Source organism: Solibacillus sp. FSL K6-1781, assembly GCF_038630735.1.
Lineage (GTDB): Bacteria > Bacillota > Bacilli > Bacillales_A > Planococcaceae > Solibacillus > Solibacillus silvestris.
Genome location: NZ_CP152038.1, coordinates 3,188,735 through 3,207,051 on the forward strand (window position 1 = coordinate 3,188,735; position 18,317 = coordinate 3,207,051).

Genomic DNA, 18,317 nt, shown 5'->3' on the forward strand with positions numbered 1-18,317 from the left:
ATACAATACAGCTTCTTCTTATTACCGAATTGAATAAAGCGTTTTCAAATCTTCAATTTACTTAAGCTAAGCCCATTACCGCCATAATCACGACAATCACCATTGAAACCCAGTGAGTTACACAGACAGCAATGAAACCATTTGCAAATGATTCTTTCATTGTTAAACCAGTGATTCTGTTGAAAATCAGCAAGAATCCTGAATAAGGAACGATCGAAAGTGAAACAGAACCAATTGCAACTGCTCGGTGAATCGTTTCTGGATCTAAACCTAAATCTAAATAATATGGTACAAAGTTCGCGATCGAAATACCGATTGCTCCTACAGCAGATGCCGTAATACCACCGATTAAACCAGTACCTACCATTAATGAAAGAATTGGCGGTCCGGGAATCGACTTAATTAATGAGAAGATACCTTTGAATGCCGGAACACCTGTTGCGATACTACCGAAAGCGATTGTACTACCAGTCGTAATTGTTGAACCAACAGATTCATTTGCACCGGCACTTAATAATTCTTTTTGATTCTTAATTTGTTTGCGGAATAACACTACACTTAAAAGAATCGCGATAATTAGTGCAATAAAGATAATGTAGTTTACTTTGCTGAAAATTAAGATTGTACCTAAAAGAACAATGATCGGCAGTAAACTCATAAAGAATGAGGGAAGTTCATGTTTTTCTTCAGTAGGAGCTTCTACCGGAGCAAAGCGGTCTTCAAAAATTTCATTTTTACTTAAGCTGCGGTTTAACACAATTTTCATGAACACTAAAATGAAAATAATCGCAGCAATCGTTGTTACAATGCCCAGTAATGGTGCAGCTGTTAATGTTGTACCTAAAGCCTGTGAAGGAACAACGTTGTGCAGTGATGGTGCACCCGGAAGCATCGTCATTGTAAATGTTGACGTACCACCAAACACCGGAATAATTACCAATTTCCAAGAAATATTTAGTTGTTGGAAAATTGGTCTTGCCATTGGAACTAAAGCGAAAATAATAACGAATACGTTAATACCACCGTAAGTTAAAATGGCAGAAATAATAAATAAAGCTACTAACGCGTTATATGGATTTTTTGTACCGACAATTGACAATATTTTATTGGCAATCGATACTGTGGCACCGCCAATATCCATGTATTTTGCTAAAATTGACCCTAATAAGAAAATCGCGAAATTCGATGCAACGAATCCAGCAAGGAACGTCATATACGAATTTTCGCTACCAAATACTGAATCAAGTATTGGTACATCATTAAACAGAAGTAAAACTATTGTAGCGATTGGAGCTGCAACAATAATGTTATGCTTCTTAATGATAAAGAGAATAACTGTCAGAATACCTAACAAAATCCCTATAATTCCTAAAATATCCATTGTGTGTTACCTCATGTTCTATTTTGTTATGAATTAATCTGATACCTAAAATAAAGCTTTTAGATTGTGCATTGCATTAATCAGAAATAGTAGTGATCAATGCAAAAAGCGAATTTTTTTGTTTGGCCTCCTTTTAAAAATATATTAGAAATGTAAACAGATAAATCTCGGATTAGTAATAATTCAATTCGAGATAAGTGAATGGTAAAATGAAAATTTATTGTAAAGCTAAATTACAATAAGCTATTAACATTTTCGAACAAGCTGAAAAAAATATTCACAACTCGTACACATTTAGTATACAACTCACCTTATATTGAGTAAAATTCATATGTGGAATATAATATATGCATAAAAATCATATATTAAAGGAGAAATGACAGTATGGATATTCGCCAACTTACTTACTTTATCGAAGTAGGAAAATATAAAAGTTTTACAAAGGCCTCGAAATCTCTCCACTTATCCCAGTCTACGCTTAGTAAAGTAGTGAAAAGTCTGGAGGAGGAATTAAATGTCGAGCTGATCGACCGCTCTGCAAAGAAAATCAAGTTAACTGAAGCCGGGGAAATCATATTGGCGGAAGGCGAAAAAATTATGGAGTCATTGGAGGATATTTCAGTTCATCTATATGATCTAATGAATTTAAGAAAAGGGAAAATCAAACTAGGAATCCCTCCCATCATCGGATTTTTATTTTTCCCGAAAATTATTAAGGAATTTAATGAACTATATCCCGATATTAAAATTCAAATATTCGAAGATGATTCAAAGACGGTTAAACAAAAAGTGCTGGAGGGCAGTTTAGATATCGGTGTTGCAATGCTGCCTGCAAATGAGAAAGAATTTAATGTGGTCCCGTTTCTAAACAACGAGCTTTCTCTGTTCGTTCACCATTCACACCCTTTAGCAGACCGGGAACAAGTAGATCTTCTCGAGCTGGAACATGAAACATTTATATTGATAAAACAACGATTATTTCATGAACTTATTATTCAGCAGTGTTTACAAGTCGGGTTCCATCCTGATGTTGCCTTTGAAAGTTCGGAGTGGGAATTCATCAGCGGCATGATCAGCGAAAATCTAGGTGTTTCGATTTTACCGAAGCCAATGGAAACAAAGGTCGATCATAAACAGATTAAGTCGATTGCGATTGTAAATCCGAAACTTCCTTGGAATATCGGCCTCCATACTAATAAAAAGAAAAACCCTTCCCCTGCTGTTCGCGCTTTCCTTAAATTTATGGAAGAGAAGCTGCCATATAAGCTGTAAAAACGAAAAAACGCTTCATCAAGGCTAGTCGGAATATCTTAAAGATGTTCCCCACTTGCCTCGATGAAGCGTCATTCTATTTATCCACCCCAAAAATCTGTTGGTAGCCAAATTAATGAGTTTCTTTTATTCTTTTAGATCATAAAAATTACTTACCCAAATATTATATTTTTGCTTTGTATTATTATTTGAAAGCTTTCCTTCATATAATAATGTCCCTTTTTCTATATCATAAATTTGGAGCACGTAATCGTTATCTACTTCATTCATTACGTATAACTTTCCGTTTTGTGCAGAAGTACCATTTAGTTCGTTATTTTTCAAGCCTATCTGTTGTGGGACCGTAATCGGTTCAAGCCATCGCTGCTGACCGATATTGTAACGGTGAAATACCTTTTCAGTATTTGTGGAATAGGCGATCACTAAATAATTATTATCTACTACAACAGATTGCAGTTTTTGTTCTAAGCCTTCTGGTAGCTGAATGGCCGTTACTTCATTCGTTTCTGTATTAAAGGCGCGGAACTGACGTGAAATAATATCTTGTTCCGGTTTTTTTAAATCAAAAGCGTTTACTGAATAGATGTGGTATTTTTCATGGCCTAAATGAGAATACGTATTGTAGGAATCAATACTTGTTCTAGTTGATTCGTCCATTGTTGCTTCTTCAAGTAATGTTTCACTCAACAGCTGTTGCTCTTTCAAATCAATAATGACATGATACATCTTCTCGCTTCCGTTATTATCAACTTGCTTTACAAGAAGTTTAAGCTCATTATCAACAATCGTTATATCACTGTAAAAAACCCAGTTAAATCTATTTTTCAGCTGTGATTTGATAGCAAATGATGTTTTCTCATCTTTCACTTTATCCAATACATCAACTTCATAGCTGTACGTATCTCCGCCATCCACCTTCCAGCCTTCCTCAGGTTCTTTCACATAAACAAGCTTCGTGTCATCTTCAAAATAGTTATTTGCAATGAATACCTTACCGCGCATAAAACTTTTATGTTCATCTATGAGTTTCTGAAATTGTAGCGATTTCCTATTATAATAGGAAGAATCCATCAATGTAGTTTCTTCTTCACTGATAAGGATTGAACCATATCCCATCCCATATTCAATATTAGCTTCGATGACGAGCGAATCTAAATAGCTGTCGTCACCTGAAATTGTCTCAAATGAAAAATTATAATCGGTATTTTTTGCATTCACTATTTGTATATAGTGAACGCTTAACGCAACAACGATTACTCCTACTGTTAAAAGGAGTTGCCAATATTTTTTCATGTAATTGCCCTCCTCTACACATTAATCTTCCGTTTTAATAAGAAGCCTGCCAAATATACCGCAAGCGCGATTGCTATAATACTGCTCACAATTGTCAATAAGATCATTTCATTCATGTAAAAATAATCGGTAATTTCCTGAATTATAACCGGAATGATAATAACGATAACTGAAATAACAATATATATCATTGCTAAGAAAATCCCTTTAAGTTGATAGCTTCGTTCAAATAAAATGGCAGTGAAAATAATTGCCACAAGTGCTGCCCCAAGCCCGTAATAGAATATAAATTGTAACGGTGAATTCGGATAAAATATTTCCAGTACATCGGAAGAATAAATATAAATAATATTTGGATCCCAATACAGTTGTTCAGGTACAATCGAGCGAATAATTTGTGTCACAACTTCCAGTAAAATGACCTGCATCCCTACTAAAGCAAAAACAAAAAGTAGTATTGTTGTAAACTTGGCGAAATATACATTCAGACGTGCTGTCGGCAACGTTAATAAACGATAAATAATGGATGACTTACCCAGCCAATCACGATACCAAATAAAGAATACGTAAATCATAAGTACAGCTGCTGCAAATACAATTGAAAGTATGAAGTATTCCGAAAATAAAAAGTTTTGCAGTGAGTACGCACCATAATTTTGTATATATTCGCTTACTGGCATTTGCTCACGCATCATTACTGTCTCCGCATTACTTACATAGTGTAAAGCCGTGACAATGGCACCGATAACTTGTGCTGCTATTACGGCAATAATTAATGATAGAAAGAATTTGCTGAATCGCTTCACTTCAAAATTGACGAGCTTTATATAGTGATTCATCCGACATACACCTCCCGCATCACATCTACTACGGATTTGCCTTCTGTTTCCCGCATATGTTCTACATTCATTTCTTTTAGTACACGGCCGTCTCCAATAAGCACCGCTTTGTCGATTAAATGCTCGATATCATTGATTTCATGTGTTGTAATAATGACGCCGCGGTTTTCGATTAGATGACTTGTAAAAACATTCGCAATTTGCTCTCTTGAAAAAATATCAATCCCCGAAAAAGGTTCATCCATCAGAATGTAGTCCACATCCAAAGCGAGACCAAGCAGTAAATTGACTTTGGCCATATTCCCTTTTGATAAACTCGAAATTTTTTCGCTTGGATCCAATTGGAAAAAGGCAAGGAGTTCTGTTGCCCGCTGTTCATTCCACACTTTATAAAAATCAGCCATAAACTCGAAGCTTTGTGCAATTGTATAGTTTGGCGACATTGTCAGACGGTCTGGAATATACGTAATTTTTTCGTACATATCTTTGCTGATTTTTTTGCCATCGATTAAAATTTCTCCACGATCGATCGGAGTGAGTGCCATGATTGATTTCATAATGGTCGTTTTTCCGGCACCATTAATTCCGATCAGGCATGTAATTTCCCCTTTCTCAGCAGTAAAGCTCATATCCTTTAATACTTGCTTTCTTTTATATTTTTTAGAAACATTTTTAACTTCAATCACGATGCTCCGCCTCCTCATACTGTTTCTGTACGAGCTCCATTATTTCGGGAAGTGGCGCATTGATTGATTTTATCGAACTGATAAATACTTGCACCGCTTCACTGATTAATTCTTCACGTACACTTTTTAGTACCGCTTCATCTTTCGTAATGCAACTTGGCATGTTTCCTTCTGTATAAATCAATTTCTGCTCCTCCATTTCCTTATAGGCACGCTGCACTGTATTCGGGTTGATTTTGAGCTGATTGGCCAACTCCCGTCTAGATGGGATGACATGCCCTGGCGCAAACGAACCTTTTGCAATTTGTTCCTTAAAATGACGGATAACCTGCACGTATACAGGATCCCGGTTATTGAATTTCACATCCACCTTGTTCAGCTCCTTTCGTGTATTACTCACTTAGTACACTATTCGCAAAAAAATCCGTCGAATCGCAACCTGTACTAACTACTTAATACAGTATGCATAAAAAAACGTATTAAGCACTTCATACACCTAATAAGTGTATTATGTGGTTAATACATTTTTTTGTCAATATTATTTTTTACAGGTAATCATTTACAGCCGTTTTAGGATAATCGGATTTAATCCATTCATGGTCATCTGAAATTTTTTCATCGCTAATTAAAAAATACTGATAATGGACTCGATCTCCCTGATCGGGAACCGGGTCATTCCAAGTAGTATCGAGGTGATACCACTGTCCATCCAATTTCACCAAATTCCAGGCATGTGGTCCGCCTGCATTACCGACAACATATTTTGCTTCGATACCGAGCGCTTCAAACATTAATAACGCCGCTAATGCATATCCTTCACAGACACCTTCCCCATTCATTAAAACAGAATAAGGGGTATGCGGATTTGCTTTACTGTTCAGGTTGTACTCAGTATGCACGACTAAATAATCATTCACAAATTTCACTTTATCGGATTCCGTTGCGTTCTCCGGAATTGTACTTATAATCTGATCGATTTTCCCAAGCACTATGGCGTTTTGTTCTGCTGTTAAATCATAGTTAACCGTTGCATGCCACTCAACTTTATTGCCATAATATTTTGCACGTGTTGAAAACTCGCCCATGACCGCCCATAAATACGGTTCATTTACTTCAAGCCATGCAAATACTTCATCTATTGTCGTTTCAAAATCGGAGACATCCCCTTCATAGTACACCGTAAACTGATTTTCAAACTGTGACATATGATGTGCGATTGCCTGCCCTAACTGCTCCACATTTGTCACTGCCTGCGGTAAATCTTTTACGTCATAAACCGGAACAACTTTCTTATTCGCCAAATCCTGAAAATTGAAGCTTTGCAGTTTATTTTCTCCTTGCATAAAGCTGGTCACGATCTGATCGATTTTATCCTCGAAGTTAACATTCAGTTTTAATTGAATGTTTTCGTCAACTGTCGGCAATGTCAATGAAGAGGCTTTTACTTCCTCCTTCAAAATGCCGCCTGAAAGAATTGTCGCAATAAGAAAAAGACATGTAAACAAACCTTTTGAATAGGTTAATAGGCTTGCGTACAATTTTGTAAAAGGGTTTCTTGTCATACGATTTAATTCCGTATTTGCTTTCAGTTCAAATTTATCTCTGTCTCTGGAGGCAAATAATCGATTTGGTTTCGATGTCGCGTTATTATAAACACTTTTGTATACGTCAAAAAGCAGTTGCTTATTGCCTTTTGCTAGTTTAATTTGTTTAAAATTCTGCCGGATTCCTTTTCGTATTCTGCTCCGTATATATAATTGTGCGGTAAAGGAACGAAACAGCTTTATAAAAATTACTAGGACAATTAGAAAAATGATGGAAAAAATAATTAAATTGCTCATATTACCCCCTACTAATTTTACTAATTTCTATATTACTTAATTATAGGTTTAAAAGATAAATAATATGCATGACATTCTCATAAATAGTTTTTGTTCTACTTCCTCGTCCTTTATTTATAGATTAACTTTACGGTAAATGAATTTTCCGAAAACGATTTACTTCCACAGCACAAAAGTGTAAAATTACACTAATAGAGTATCATTACTTTTATTGAAAGAGGTGATCTTGTGGAAAGAGATTCAGAGATGCTGGAGCGGATTGCGGCTTTGGAACAGGAATTACGCTTATTAAAAACAGAAGTCCAGCATTTAAAGCAGCATGCGAAAGTTGAGCAAGTTGTACCTGTTAAAAAAGAACCGGTAAAACCTTTTGTGCGACAAAAACTATCTGTACCGAGTACGGTTGCTGTTCCTAGAGAAGACCTTATTCCCGAAAAGGAAAAGAGGTCCCTGGAAGAATTGTTTACTCGGGCATTACCGCGCATCTTTACGGTCATTTTAGTGCTCGGTGTCCTTTGGGGTTTGAAACTCGTTAGTGATTACGGCTTCTTATCCGATAGCGTCAAAATTATTGCCGGGTTTGTATTATCAATCGGTCTTGGCGCATGTGCCTACTATATGGAGAAAAAACAAAAAGGATCGCGGGTTGTCGCGTTATCACTGTATGGTGGTGCCTTCATTGTCGGGATTTTAACTACTGCTGCAGGGGCCATTTTATATGATGTGCTTAGTTTATATGTGGCTCTGATTTTTGCACTGCTTTACATTGTTTATGGGGTATTCATCAGCTTTATTAAAGGAAATGAAGCATTGACAGTACTCGTTGTCTTTACGTCATTATTACTGCCTTATTTACTCGAATACATGCAATTCAGCGGAATCATTATCGGCATTTTCATCGTGCTGCTGTTCGCAGTTCTACAAATCGTTATTTGGAAGCATACACAGCGAAAAGCACTTTATATCGGGACCGTTTTTTCAGTTTTAGCACTGGCGGTTGTTTCGATATTCCACGATGAACGACTCGTATTTTTTGCCTTTGCGATCATTGCCGTTTTCAGTCTATTTCTCGTAAGTTTCTTACGGTTGTATTCTAGTAATAGTAAAGTCCATGCTAGTTTACTATTTACTTTTACTGTCATTGTGTTGTCACTGGTAAACGGCATTCTTTCTCGTGAACAGACTCCATTACTAATCGCTCTTATTTTGTTCTTAACGATTGTAGCTGGTGCATTATACATCGTATTTAAGCGGGCGGACCGACTGTTGATCGATATGTTCGGGACATTATCAGCTATTGTACTGCTGAATATTATTACACAGCTTAATATTTCAAGTGAAATGACGCTGCTACTGATGATTGTCGTAACTTTTGGCGGACTGGTTGTTGCGGTAAAGCATGCGATATTATTTATGAAGTGGGTTAAGGGCATTACGTTTACTGTACTCGCCTTTTTCGTTTTAATGTTTTATGAAGTGGAGCCATTTTTCTCACTGAAGCATTTGAACATTGTTCTTGTCATTGCAATGCTAATCGGTCTTTATAAAGTGCTGCTTCTGTATAAAGGTACACCGGTTGAAGAGAAGAAGAGACTTTTCAAACTTGAAGATATCTACCCTTCTCTATTGTATTTAGTCGGTCTTCTTTATATTTGGAAACTGGACTGGGCGTATATGCCGCAGCATTATACAACGTTTTTAGCTTTCAGTGTGATCGCATTTGCCTTTGCCGCAGTTTTGATTGTCAAACGTGATATTGCCGGTCAACTTCTCCCATGGATTGCTGCCGGGGTTTACGGAATTGCGGGACTTGTTTTACTTTCTACGGTATGGGTTGATGATCGCACCGTTATTGTTGCCCTTATCGTTCGCATTTTATATTTTGCCATCCTGTGGGCAATTATTGCAGATTCTTGGGAACAAGGGTGGATTTATAAAAACTACAAAACGTTTTTCAGCCGTTATACAGAGCAGTTGACAATTGCCAGTATGATTATTTCGATTATTTGGATCTTCAGTATAACGAACTTCATGAATTTCCATGATCTCATCAATTGGAGTTCGGCGGTTATTCTGAATACCGTGTTCATTTTCATCTTCGCTTGTCTCGCACTGTTCCTTGCAGCGAGACGAAATTATAGTAATCTGAAGATGGTCGGTATTGGCTTATTGTTTTTCGGAATTATTAAGATGATATTCTTTGACTTATCCGAACTCGACATTCTAATCCGTTCGATTTCATTCATCATAATCGGTGCAATCGGACTGGTCATTTCAAACATGCTACTCGGAAAAGAAAAAGAAGAATAATTGTTCTTTGAATGTAGTCTAGGTGATTTTGCTTAGGCTACTTTTTTTCATTTCTATCCATCGAAATGAAAATAGTATTATGTTATATTTAGTGTATTATTACACGAGGTGATTCGATGGATCGAGATTTTATCATTCAAATAACATCGGAAAGTTTGAAACTTATCCGAACGGAAAATAATTACACGCAAGATAAAATGGCCGAAATTTTAGGCATTTCGAAAAAGACGCTCGTACAGATCGAGAAAGAGCGTACTTATGCAAACTGGACAACGACGATTGCGATCTGTGCCCTCTTCCGTCATAGCGAAACATTACAAAACCGTATTGGCGGCGACCCGATGGAAGTCATTGAACTTACCGCACATAATGTCATCATTACCCCACGTGAAAAAACAATGGGCGGTTATGTTTGGTGGAAGAACATCGACGAATATAAACACCACAGACTTCAACAAAATCTTTTAAGCAAGCATTACCGCATTTTAGATGACGAAAACTATCGAATCATTAGTACGTTTGATGAAGATGTCGTAATGGAAAAATGGCAAGCAATAAAATCTATTGTTTAATTAAAATTACGAGTAAATAAACGGTCCTGCTGAGTGAATTTCCCCTGTCAGCAGGACATATTAATTTAACCCCTCTGTTTTTACATACGCTAACAAATATCTCCTAAAAGAAATTAAATAATTGTACAGTTATTCTCTTACCCTTTTGTGCATTTTAACGAAAAATTTATATAAACTAGACAATTTGATGTTTTTTTAACTTTTTTAAACTTTTTTAATAATAAACATTGAAAATTACCTTAATTCAGAATATTATTATCTATAAATATTATGAACTTTGTTCACTATATTAATAATTTAAGTCATTTCAATGGGGATTGGGGACTTTTAGGGGGAATGCATATGAAGAAAATTAACGTAGCACAGGTTATTGCAGACAGTAAATTTAACCGCTTTCATTTTAGCTTATTGGCATGGTGTTTTCTCATTATTTTATTTGATGGGTATGATTTAGTGGTCTATGGTACAGTTGTCCCTGTACTAATCGAGGAATGGGGATTGACGACAGTTCAAGCCGGAGCAATTGGCAGTTATGGTTTGTTCGGTATGATGTTTGGTGCGATCATTTTAGGGATTTTAGCAGACCGTATTGGCCGAAAAAAAGTTACCGCGATTTCGATCGTATTATTTAGCTTATTTACAGTCCTATGTGGCTTTACAACAAATGTATTGTTATTTTCAATTTTCCGCTTTATCGCTGGGTTGGGCCTCGGTGGCATTATGCCGAATGTCATCGCATTATTGACAGATTATTCACCTAAAAAAATGCGCAGTATGGTCGTTTCCATTGTATTATGCGGCTATTCTGTCGGCGGGATGTTAGCCCCTATTTTAGGTATCTTAATTATGCCAAGCTTAGGCTGGGAGTCGATTTTTTGGGTGGCCGGAATTCCACTGCTATTATTACCATTGATGTATAAAAAGCTGCCGGAATCAGCAGTTTACCTTGCTAGAAGGGGAAAGACAGAAGAGTTATTCAAAAATTTACGAAAAGTAGATCCGAATATAACATTTGACGGAACGGAAGAGCTCGAACATATTCCAGTTGATAATTCCAAAGTTCCTGTTGTCGGATTATTTAATAATAAACGTGGTTTAAGTACGGTCATGTTTTGGACAGCGTTTTTCTCATGTCTTCTAATGGTTTATGGATTAAACACATGGTTGCCAAAGCTCATGATTGAAGCGGGCTATGGGTTGAACTCGAGCTTAGGCTTCCTCATTACACTTCAAGGTGGTGCAATGGTCGGTACGATTATTATCGCCCGGTTATGTGATAAATACGGTTCAAAGAAAATGCTCGTTCCGATGTATGCCTCTGGTGCAATCGCTTTAACACTTCTAGGGTTTGGCGGTAATACGTTTTACATTTATGTGTTAGTTGCTGTCGCTGGTGCTGCAACAATTGGTGCTCAAAATATTGTACAAGCTTATGTTTCACAGTATTATCCGCCAAACATCCGTTCCACTGCACTAGGAATGGCATCCGGAATTGGGCGTATGGGCGGTATGATGGGTCCCCTTCTAGGCGGGTTCCTATTATCAATTGCATTGCCGATTGAAATGAACTTCATCGCATTTGCCATTCCGGGTTTAATTGCTGCGATCGCTTTAACATTCGTTTCGGATAAACGCTCATATGTAAATATGCAAAACGTGTCTCCAGAAAATGTTACCGCAACTAAAGCAACACTGTCCGAAGCAGTTGACTAACAGAAAAGAGTTTAAAGAAGTTGCAACATAATTAGAAATTTCGTTAGATAAGTAAAATCTCTTATTAAAAAACGTATATTTTTAAGCATAGTAAAAACACCCTTTTTCTCATAGAGAAAAAGGGTGTTTTTGGGTTTTGCCCCCTTCTTTTTTGCTTTCGGCTGCTTACGAATATCGTGACCTGTGTTTAAGTTATTTAATATAAATAAACTTTCCCACGTTGAAAATAAACTTCGGATTTCGGGTATTATTTATAAAACAACTCTTTTAAGGATGTGTGCATAATGTGGCAGGAAATTTATGCGGATTTACATATACATATTGGTCGTACTTATAAAGGTCGTGCAGTAAAAATAACAGGAAGCAAAAACTTGACGCTGACAAATATTTTGGAGACCGCTACTTCGAGAAAAGGATTGGATTTAATCGGCATTATTGATTGTCATTCACCGGAAGTAATCGAAGAAGTGGAACAGCTTCTTCTAGAACAAAAAGCAACAGAATTAGCTGAAGGCGGGATTCGCTATAAAAAGACGACGCTCATTTTAGGAACGGAAATCGAGATTTACGATGCCAACTGCCATGGGCCAATCCATGTTCTTTGCTATATACCGACACTTACTAAGATGAAACAGTTTTCAAATTGGCTCCAGCTTCATCAGAAGAACATCCATCTAAGCACACAGCGTACGCGATGTGATGGACACACTTTGCAGCAAAAAGTCCATGAACTTGGCGGCCTTTTTATTCCGGCGCATGTATTTACCCCGTTTAAGAGCCTTTTCGGTAGAGGGGTTAAAAGCAGTTTAACGGAAGTGTTTGATCCAAACCTCATTGATGGAATTGAACTCGGATTAAGTTCTGATACGATGATGGTCAAAGGGATTAGTGAATTGGCCCCATATAGCTTTGTAACAAATTCGGATGCGCATTCTTTAGGAAAGCTTGCCCGTGAATATCAGAAAATCCGGGTACAGGATGTTAATTTTGAAGATCTGAGAAAAGCGCTCCATAAGATGGAAGGCAGACAAATCATAGCTAATTACGGACTCAATCCCCTACTTGGCAAGTATCACGAAACGGTATGTGCCAACTGCGGCGAACAATTAATAGAGGAAGGTCATAGCCGCTGCCCTCATTGCGGAAAGGAGCAGTTGATCAAAGGCGTTGCAAAAAGAATTGTGGAATTAACGGATAACCCGCAGCTCGAAATCAGCAGACCTCCGTATATTCACCAAGTTCCGCTCGATTTTATTCCGGGTATTGGCGCTAAAACAATCGAAAAGATGTTGGATGCATTCGGCACCGAGATGAATATTTTACATGAAGCATCATTTGAGGAATTAAAAAGCGTCATTCCTGAAAAACTTGCAGTCCTCATCGATTTATCAAGAAAAGGACAAATTGCCATTACAGGAGGCGGTGGCGGAGTATATGGAAAGATTGATACGAATTAAAAGATTCTTTTTAATTAAAAATCGTGATTCTTTCTGCATTTTCAATCATCATATTCGTACAGTCTACTAAATTATAGTATACTTAGATGATAGAAATTTTATATAAAGGCAGGGTAGGAACACACAATGAATAAAAAACGTAAATGGGGCATTGGCTTCAAAATAACGAGTGGGTATATTATTCTCATAATATGTTTAATCGTTTCGGCGCTTGTCTTAAATAACCAAATAACAAGTTTACAATCAGAACGAAACGGCGTCATTAAATATGATTCCCAAATGCGCATGATGTCAAATAATCTAGAACGTCAAATTCTTAATATGGAATCCTCCTTACAACGTTATTTAATTACAGATGACAAGTCTCATCTTGATAAATTTAATGAAGAACTTGCTACATGGGAAGCTTCTTATGAAGAATTAAGCGCAATTGTCAATGACTTCTCAAGTGGTCAAAAGCAGCTGGAAGTGGTACATAGCGGCATCCAGGATTGGATTAACGATATTGGACAACCTCTAATGAACGCGATACTTGCTAATAATAACGACGAAGTACTTTCGACGTTTGATGGAATGCAGAGCAGTGTAGCAATCAGTGACCTACAGCAAAAGTTCACTGCATTCCGTACTTTTGAAACAGACGCAATACAAGAAAAAGTTGCGGAGCTAAATGACCGAAATACAACATTAACATATAGCCTTTTTGGAATTTTAACATTAATCGCGACGGCTACAATTATCATCTTCACAATTATTTCTCGTAATATCGCAGGGTCGATTAACGAAGTAACCGATGCTATCCAAGATATGAATGCATCAGACGGGAAAGTACGGAAGCGAATTACTGCTAAGACGAACGATGAAGTGAAAGATCTCGTACTGGCAACAAATTCACTTCTAACCACATTGGAGAACCGTCAATGGTTCCAAACAAACTTGGCCGAGGTTGTAACAGCCTACCAAGGTGTCGATACACTCGATGAATTAGGTGAAGTACTGCTGAACTCGTTGACGACACGTACACATTCGGTATATGGCGCATTTTATATTCAAGATATCCGCAATAAAAACAAATTCAATAAGATTGCTGCCTTTGCGGAAACTGGCGACAATGTCGGACGTGAAAGTTTTGAAGTTGGACAAGGCTTCATTGGACAGAGTGTGAAGGAAAAACGGATTTTAAGCTATGATAATAAAGATAATAGCTTCCACTACTTAGAAACAGCACTTGGTAATATTCCAATTTCAAATGGTATTATTGTGCCAGTATTTTTCGGGCAGGAAGTCGTAGCTGTTTTTGAATTAGCTTCACTAAAACCATATAGCCAACTGCATCGTGACCTAATTAAAGAAGTCGTTGTACATTTAGGCGTAACGATTAACAGCATCATCGGTCGTATGGAAGTCATTCGTCTTTTAAATGAATCACAGGCGATGACGGAAGAATTGCAAGTTCAGTCAGAAGAGCTACAAACACAATCTGAAGAACTGAAAATGCAAACAGAAGAACTGACAACAATTAATGAACGTTTAGAAGAACGTACACGTGACGCGGAACAGAAAACACATGAGCTGGAAAAAGTACAGGTTGAGCTGAGACAAAGTGCAGAACAGCTTCGTCAAAGTTCTAATTACAAATCCGAGTTCCTGGCGAATATGTCGCATGAATTGCGAACACCGCTTAACAGTATTTTAATCTTGTCTGAAATGCTCGCGGAAAACCATGAAAACCATCTATCTGATGATGAGCTCGAATACGCAAAAGTCATCCATGATTCAGGTGAAGATTTACTGAACCTGATTAATGACATTCTCGACTTATCAAAAGTGGAAGCCGGAAAAATGGATTTATGGTTCAGAGAGATGGATGTATATGAAATACCACAGCATATTCAAAATTTATTTATGCCGATAGCCAATCAAAAAGGTCTGGAATTATCGGTGGATGTCGCAAATGATCTTGCGGAAATTTTCCATACCGATGTGAAAAGATTCCATCAAGTATTAAATAACCTGCTTTCCAATGCGTTGAAGTTTACAGAGGAAGGTTCGGTAACAGTTAAAGTGGATCGAGCACGTATTACACCGGCCATGAGACAGTTAAGCGACACATGGATTACGGTGAGTGTGACAGATACCGGTATCGGTATTCCGAAAAACAAGCAAAATATTGTATTTGAGTCGTTCCAGCAAGCGGACGGTGCTACTGTTCGTAAATATGGCGGAACGGGATTAGGCTTATCAATCTGCCGTGAAGTAACAAAACTTCTTGGCGGCTGGATTACTTTATCAAGTACTGAAGGTCAAGGTAGTACATTTACTGTTTACTTGCCAAGCTTACCTGATGGAAATGCTGCCCAAACGAACATTGCTGTACAGGAGGCTGTTTATACAGATGCTGCTCCGGCAATGGGTGTATCCAAGTCAATATTTGATGAAAAGCATATTTTGATTGTTGATGATGATTACCGTAATATTTACGCATTGCGCCAGGCATTGGAACATAAAGGTGTTCATATTCTAGAGGCGTCAAACGGCGTGGAATGTCTGAACATTTTACAGACGGCGACACGTGTTGATGCTGTATTGATGGATATTATGATGCCTGAAATGGACGGATATGAAACAATGGAGCGTATCCGCAAAGATTTACAATTACATGAGCTGCCGATTATTGCATTAACAGCAAAAGCGATGAAGCAAGACCAAGATCGTGCATTTGAAGCAGGGGCTTCCGATTATATTAGTAAGCCTTTAAACTTGGAACAACTATTCTCCGTACTAACGGTATGGCTCACAAGTGGGGAACGTTTACGAAATGTATAGAAAGAAGTTAGAAGTCCGCTTATTATTGGAAGCGGTATACTCATTATCAGGATTTGATTTCCGAAAGTATAATCAACAATCAATATTACGACGGATAGAACACCGGATGCGAATCAACAATTTTTCATCAATATCACAATTAACCGAATCGATTATTTACGATAAAGAGTTACTAAAAGTATTGCTGAACGATTTCTCGATTAATGTGACAGAAATGTTCCGGGATCCCTCTTTCTTTAGGGCGTTCCGGGAAGAAATCGTTCCTAAGCTGCAGCAGCTTGATAAAATCCGGATATGGCATGCAGGCTGCGCAACGGGCGAAGAAGTTTATTCCATGGCAATCCTGCTGCGGGAGGAAGGCTTGCTCGACCGCACGATGATGTATGCGACCGACATGAATGAAGATGTGCTGGAAAAAGCACAGCTTGGGGCCTTCCCTCTTCATAAAATGCAAGCCTATACGAAAAATTATATTTTAGCAGGCGGAAGAGAAAGCTTTTCCCAGTATTATAAAACGGATGACAGCTTTGCCTCTTTTCATCCATACTTAAGCGAAAACATCATGTTTGCCCAGCATAATCTGGCAACGGATAAATCATTTCAGGAATTTGATATTATCATTTGCCGTAATGTGCTCATCTATTTTACACCGGATCTGCAGCATGAAGTACACCATCTCTTTTACGATAGCTTAGCAATAAACGGATATTTGGGTTTAGGCGATAAAGAAACATTGCAATTTACGCCGCTCGTTTCCAAATACCGTACCATTAACGCAACAGAGCGAATCTATCAAAAGAGGTTGTAGTAAGTACTTTTAGTTACTCAATATATAGGAATCGAAATAAAAATGGCACATCTTTTACGGATGTGCCATTTTTATTTCGTATTAAATTATTTCTACATAGCAAAAACTCAATTTTTCTGTGAGAGAAAAATTGAGTTTTTATATTTAAAGACTTATTAATTAATCTAGTTTCCTTAACTATTGGCGCGCAATAATAATACACACATATCATCCGGCTGATTATGTTGCAGTTCACCCTTCAACAAGTAGTCAATCGGTGAAATGTCCGTCGACCAGTGTCTACTCGCAATTTTACATAGCTCTTTTTCAGATTCCAGATCACACGGACCCATTGCTTCCAGAACACCATCTGTAAAGAGGACAATTTGGATAGAAGAATTATATGGTATAACTGCTTTTTCAATTTTAATATCTTCCACAAATCCTACCGCATAGCTCGTCGACGTAATCGGTACTGTCTTTTCCCCATCAACTAGTGCATACCCTTTCGGATGCCCAGCATTTACGTATTCCACGGTCTTTTGCTTCGTATCGATAATAAAATACACACCAGTGAAATAGTACAATATATTTTCTTTTTCATTTTGCAGTAAATTCATATAACGATTCAATTCTGAAATAACACGCTTAGGGTCTGTCAGCTTCTTAATTGCCTCACGCAAAACAGATGAAATATACATACAAACAAGCGATGCGGACACACCATGCCCCATCATATCCAATAACATGACAGCATAGCGATCTTCATCAAGCTTGTCCCAATAGTACAAGTCTCCTGCCAAATTCGATGAAGGTAAATAAGAAGCTGTAATCGAGATATCCGGTTCATGAACAGGCGGACTTAATAGACTTTGTTGGACACGGGCTGCCAGATCCAACTCACTTTGAATAATTTTTTCCTGATTTGTATGCCAGTCCAGTTCTGATTTCAACCGTTTCCCTACACGTATACGAGCTAATAATTCTATTCGATTAATAGGTTTCGTTATGTAATCAATGCCGCCAACGTCCAAGGCTTCCGACAGCTTCGACTTATCTTCAAGAGCGGTAACGAAAATCACCTGGATATCTTTCCATTGTGGATTTTGTTTTAATATACGACAAGCTTCAATTCCATCCATCTCCGGCATCATAACATCCAATAAAATAACATTAACGTCATAGCACTTAGGGGCATTGGATGGATCTAGGTAGTCAAACATTTCTTTTGCAGATTGTACGGAAACAAACTTCTCATAACCATCACTTTTCAATATTTTTTCAATAACAAAGAGGTTAACTTGGTTATCGTCTACAACAAGAATGGTCATTACATCAAC

The 18,317-nt window shown here is 37.5% G+C and carries 14 protein-coding genes; 7 read left to right on the forward strand and 7 right to left on the reverse strand.

Going from position 1 to position 18,317, the window contains the following annotated elements:
* Window positions 1-61: 61 nt before the first annotated feature.
* Window positions 62-1,381, reverse strand: coding sequence for a GntP family permease (locus MHH37_RS16205; RefSeq protein WP_342573792.1), 1,320 nt, complete (start codon window positions 1,379-1,381; stop codon window positions 62-64).
* Between the two features lie 384 nt (window positions 1,382-1,765).
* Here MHH37_RS16205 and MHH37_RS16210 point away from each other — a divergent pair, with 384 nt between their 5' ends.
* Window positions 1,766-2,653, forward strand: coding sequence for a LysR family transcriptional regulator (locus MHH37_RS16210; protein ID WP_342573793.1), 888 nt, complete (start codon window positions 1,766-1,768; stop codon window positions 2,651-2,653).
* A gap of 126 nt (window positions 2,654-2,779) precedes the next feature.
* On the opposite strand, the gene MHH37_RS16215 is transcribed toward MHH37_RS16210, so the two are convergent.
* The 5 genes from MHH37_RS16215 to MHH37_RS16235 form a co-directional block, all read right to left on the reverse strand.
* Window positions 2,780-3,946, reverse strand: a complete 1,167-nt coding sequence (locus MHH37_RS16215) for a hypothetical protein (RefSeq protein WP_342573794.1) — start codon at window positions 3,944-3,946, stop codon at window positions 2,780-2,782.
* Window positions 3,947-3,960: 14 nt separating this feature from the next.
* Window positions 3,961-4,785, reverse strand: a complete 825-nt coding sequence (locus MHH37_RS16220) for a hypothetical protein (protein ID WP_342573795.1) — start codon at window positions 4,783-4,785, stop codon at window positions 3,961-3,963.
* A complete protein-coding gene (locus tag MHH37_RS16225) occupies window positions 4,782-5,471 on the reverse strand; it encodes an ABC transporter ATP-binding protein (RefSeq protein ID WP_342573796.1) in 690 nt (229 codons plus the stop codon). Before MHH37_RS16225 ends, MHH37_RS16220 begins: the two co-directional genes overlap by 4 nt.
* Window positions 5,464-5,841 carry a GntR family transcriptional regulator gene (locus MHH37_RS16230; RefSeq protein WP_008406052.1) on the reverse strand — a complete coding sequence of 126 codons (378 nt, stop codon included), beginning with the start codon at window positions 5,839-5,841 and terminating at the stop codon, window positions 5,464-5,466. The genes MHH37_RS16225 and MHH37_RS16230 overlap by 8 nt, the downstream gene beginning before the upstream one ends.
* A gap of 175 nt (window positions 5,842-6,016) precedes the next feature.
* Entirely contained in the window at window positions 6,017-7,312 is a 1,296-nt protein-coding gene (locus tag MHH37_RS16235; protein WP_342573797.1) for a transglutaminase domain-containing protein, read from the reverse strand.
* Window positions 7,313-7,540: 228 nt separating this feature from the next.
* Between MHH37_RS16235 and MHH37_RS16240 the strand changes: the two genes are divergently transcribed.
* The 6 genes from MHH37_RS16240 (at window position 7,541) to MHH37_RS16265 (ending at window position 16,998) form a co-directional block, all read left to right on the forward strand.
* Window positions 7,541-9,622, forward strand: coding sequence for a DUF2339 domain-containing protein (locus MHH37_RS16240; protein WP_342573798.1), 2,082 nt, complete (start codon window positions 7,541-7,543; stop codon window positions 9,620-9,622).
* 116 nt (window positions 9,623-9,738) lie between these two features.
* Window positions 9,739-10,194, forward strand: a complete 456-nt coding sequence (locus MHH37_RS16245; protein WP_342573799.1) for a helix-turn-helix domain-containing protein — start codon at window positions 9,739-9,741, stop codon at window positions 10,192-10,194.
* A 342-nt stretch (window positions 10,195-10,536) separates the two neighbouring features.
* Window positions 10,537-11,907, forward strand: coding sequence for an MFS transporter (locus tag MHH37_RS16250; protein ID WP_342573800.1), 1,371 nt, complete (start codon window positions 10,537-10,539; stop codon window positions 11,905-11,907).
* A gap of 284 nt (window positions 11,908-12,191) precedes the next feature.
* On the forward strand, window positions 12,192-13,364 hold the full coding sequence (locus MHH37_RS16255; protein ID WP_342573801.1) for an endonuclease Q family protein: 1,173 nt from the start codon (window positions 12,192-12,194) through the stop codon (window positions 13,362-13,364).
* A 126-nt stretch (window positions 13,365-13,490) separates the two neighbouring features.
* Window positions 13,491-16,190, forward strand: coding sequence for an ATP-binding protein (locus MHH37_RS16260; RefSeq protein WP_342573802.1), 2,700 nt, complete (start codon window positions 13,491-13,493; stop codon window positions 16,188-16,190).
* Complete coding sequence (locus MHH37_RS16265; RefSeq protein ID WP_342573803.1) at window positions 16,183-16,998, forward strand: protein-glutamate O-methyltransferase CheR; 816 nt, start codon at window positions 16,183-16,185, stop codon at window positions 16,996-16,998. The genes MHH37_RS16260 and MHH37_RS16265 overlap by 8 nt, the downstream gene beginning before the upstream one ends.
* Before the next feature lie 173 nt (window positions 16,999-17,171).
* On the opposite strand, the gene MHH37_RS16270 is transcribed toward MHH37_RS16265, so the two are convergent.
* The gene (locus MHH37_RS16270; protein WP_008406060.1) at window positions 17,172-18,308 is read right to left on the reverse strand and encodes a fused response regulator/phosphatase; all 1,137 of its coding nucleotides are present in this window, start codon (window positions 18,306-18,308) and stop codon (window positions 17,172-17,174) included.
* Window positions 18,309-18,317 lie beyond the last annotated feature (9 nt).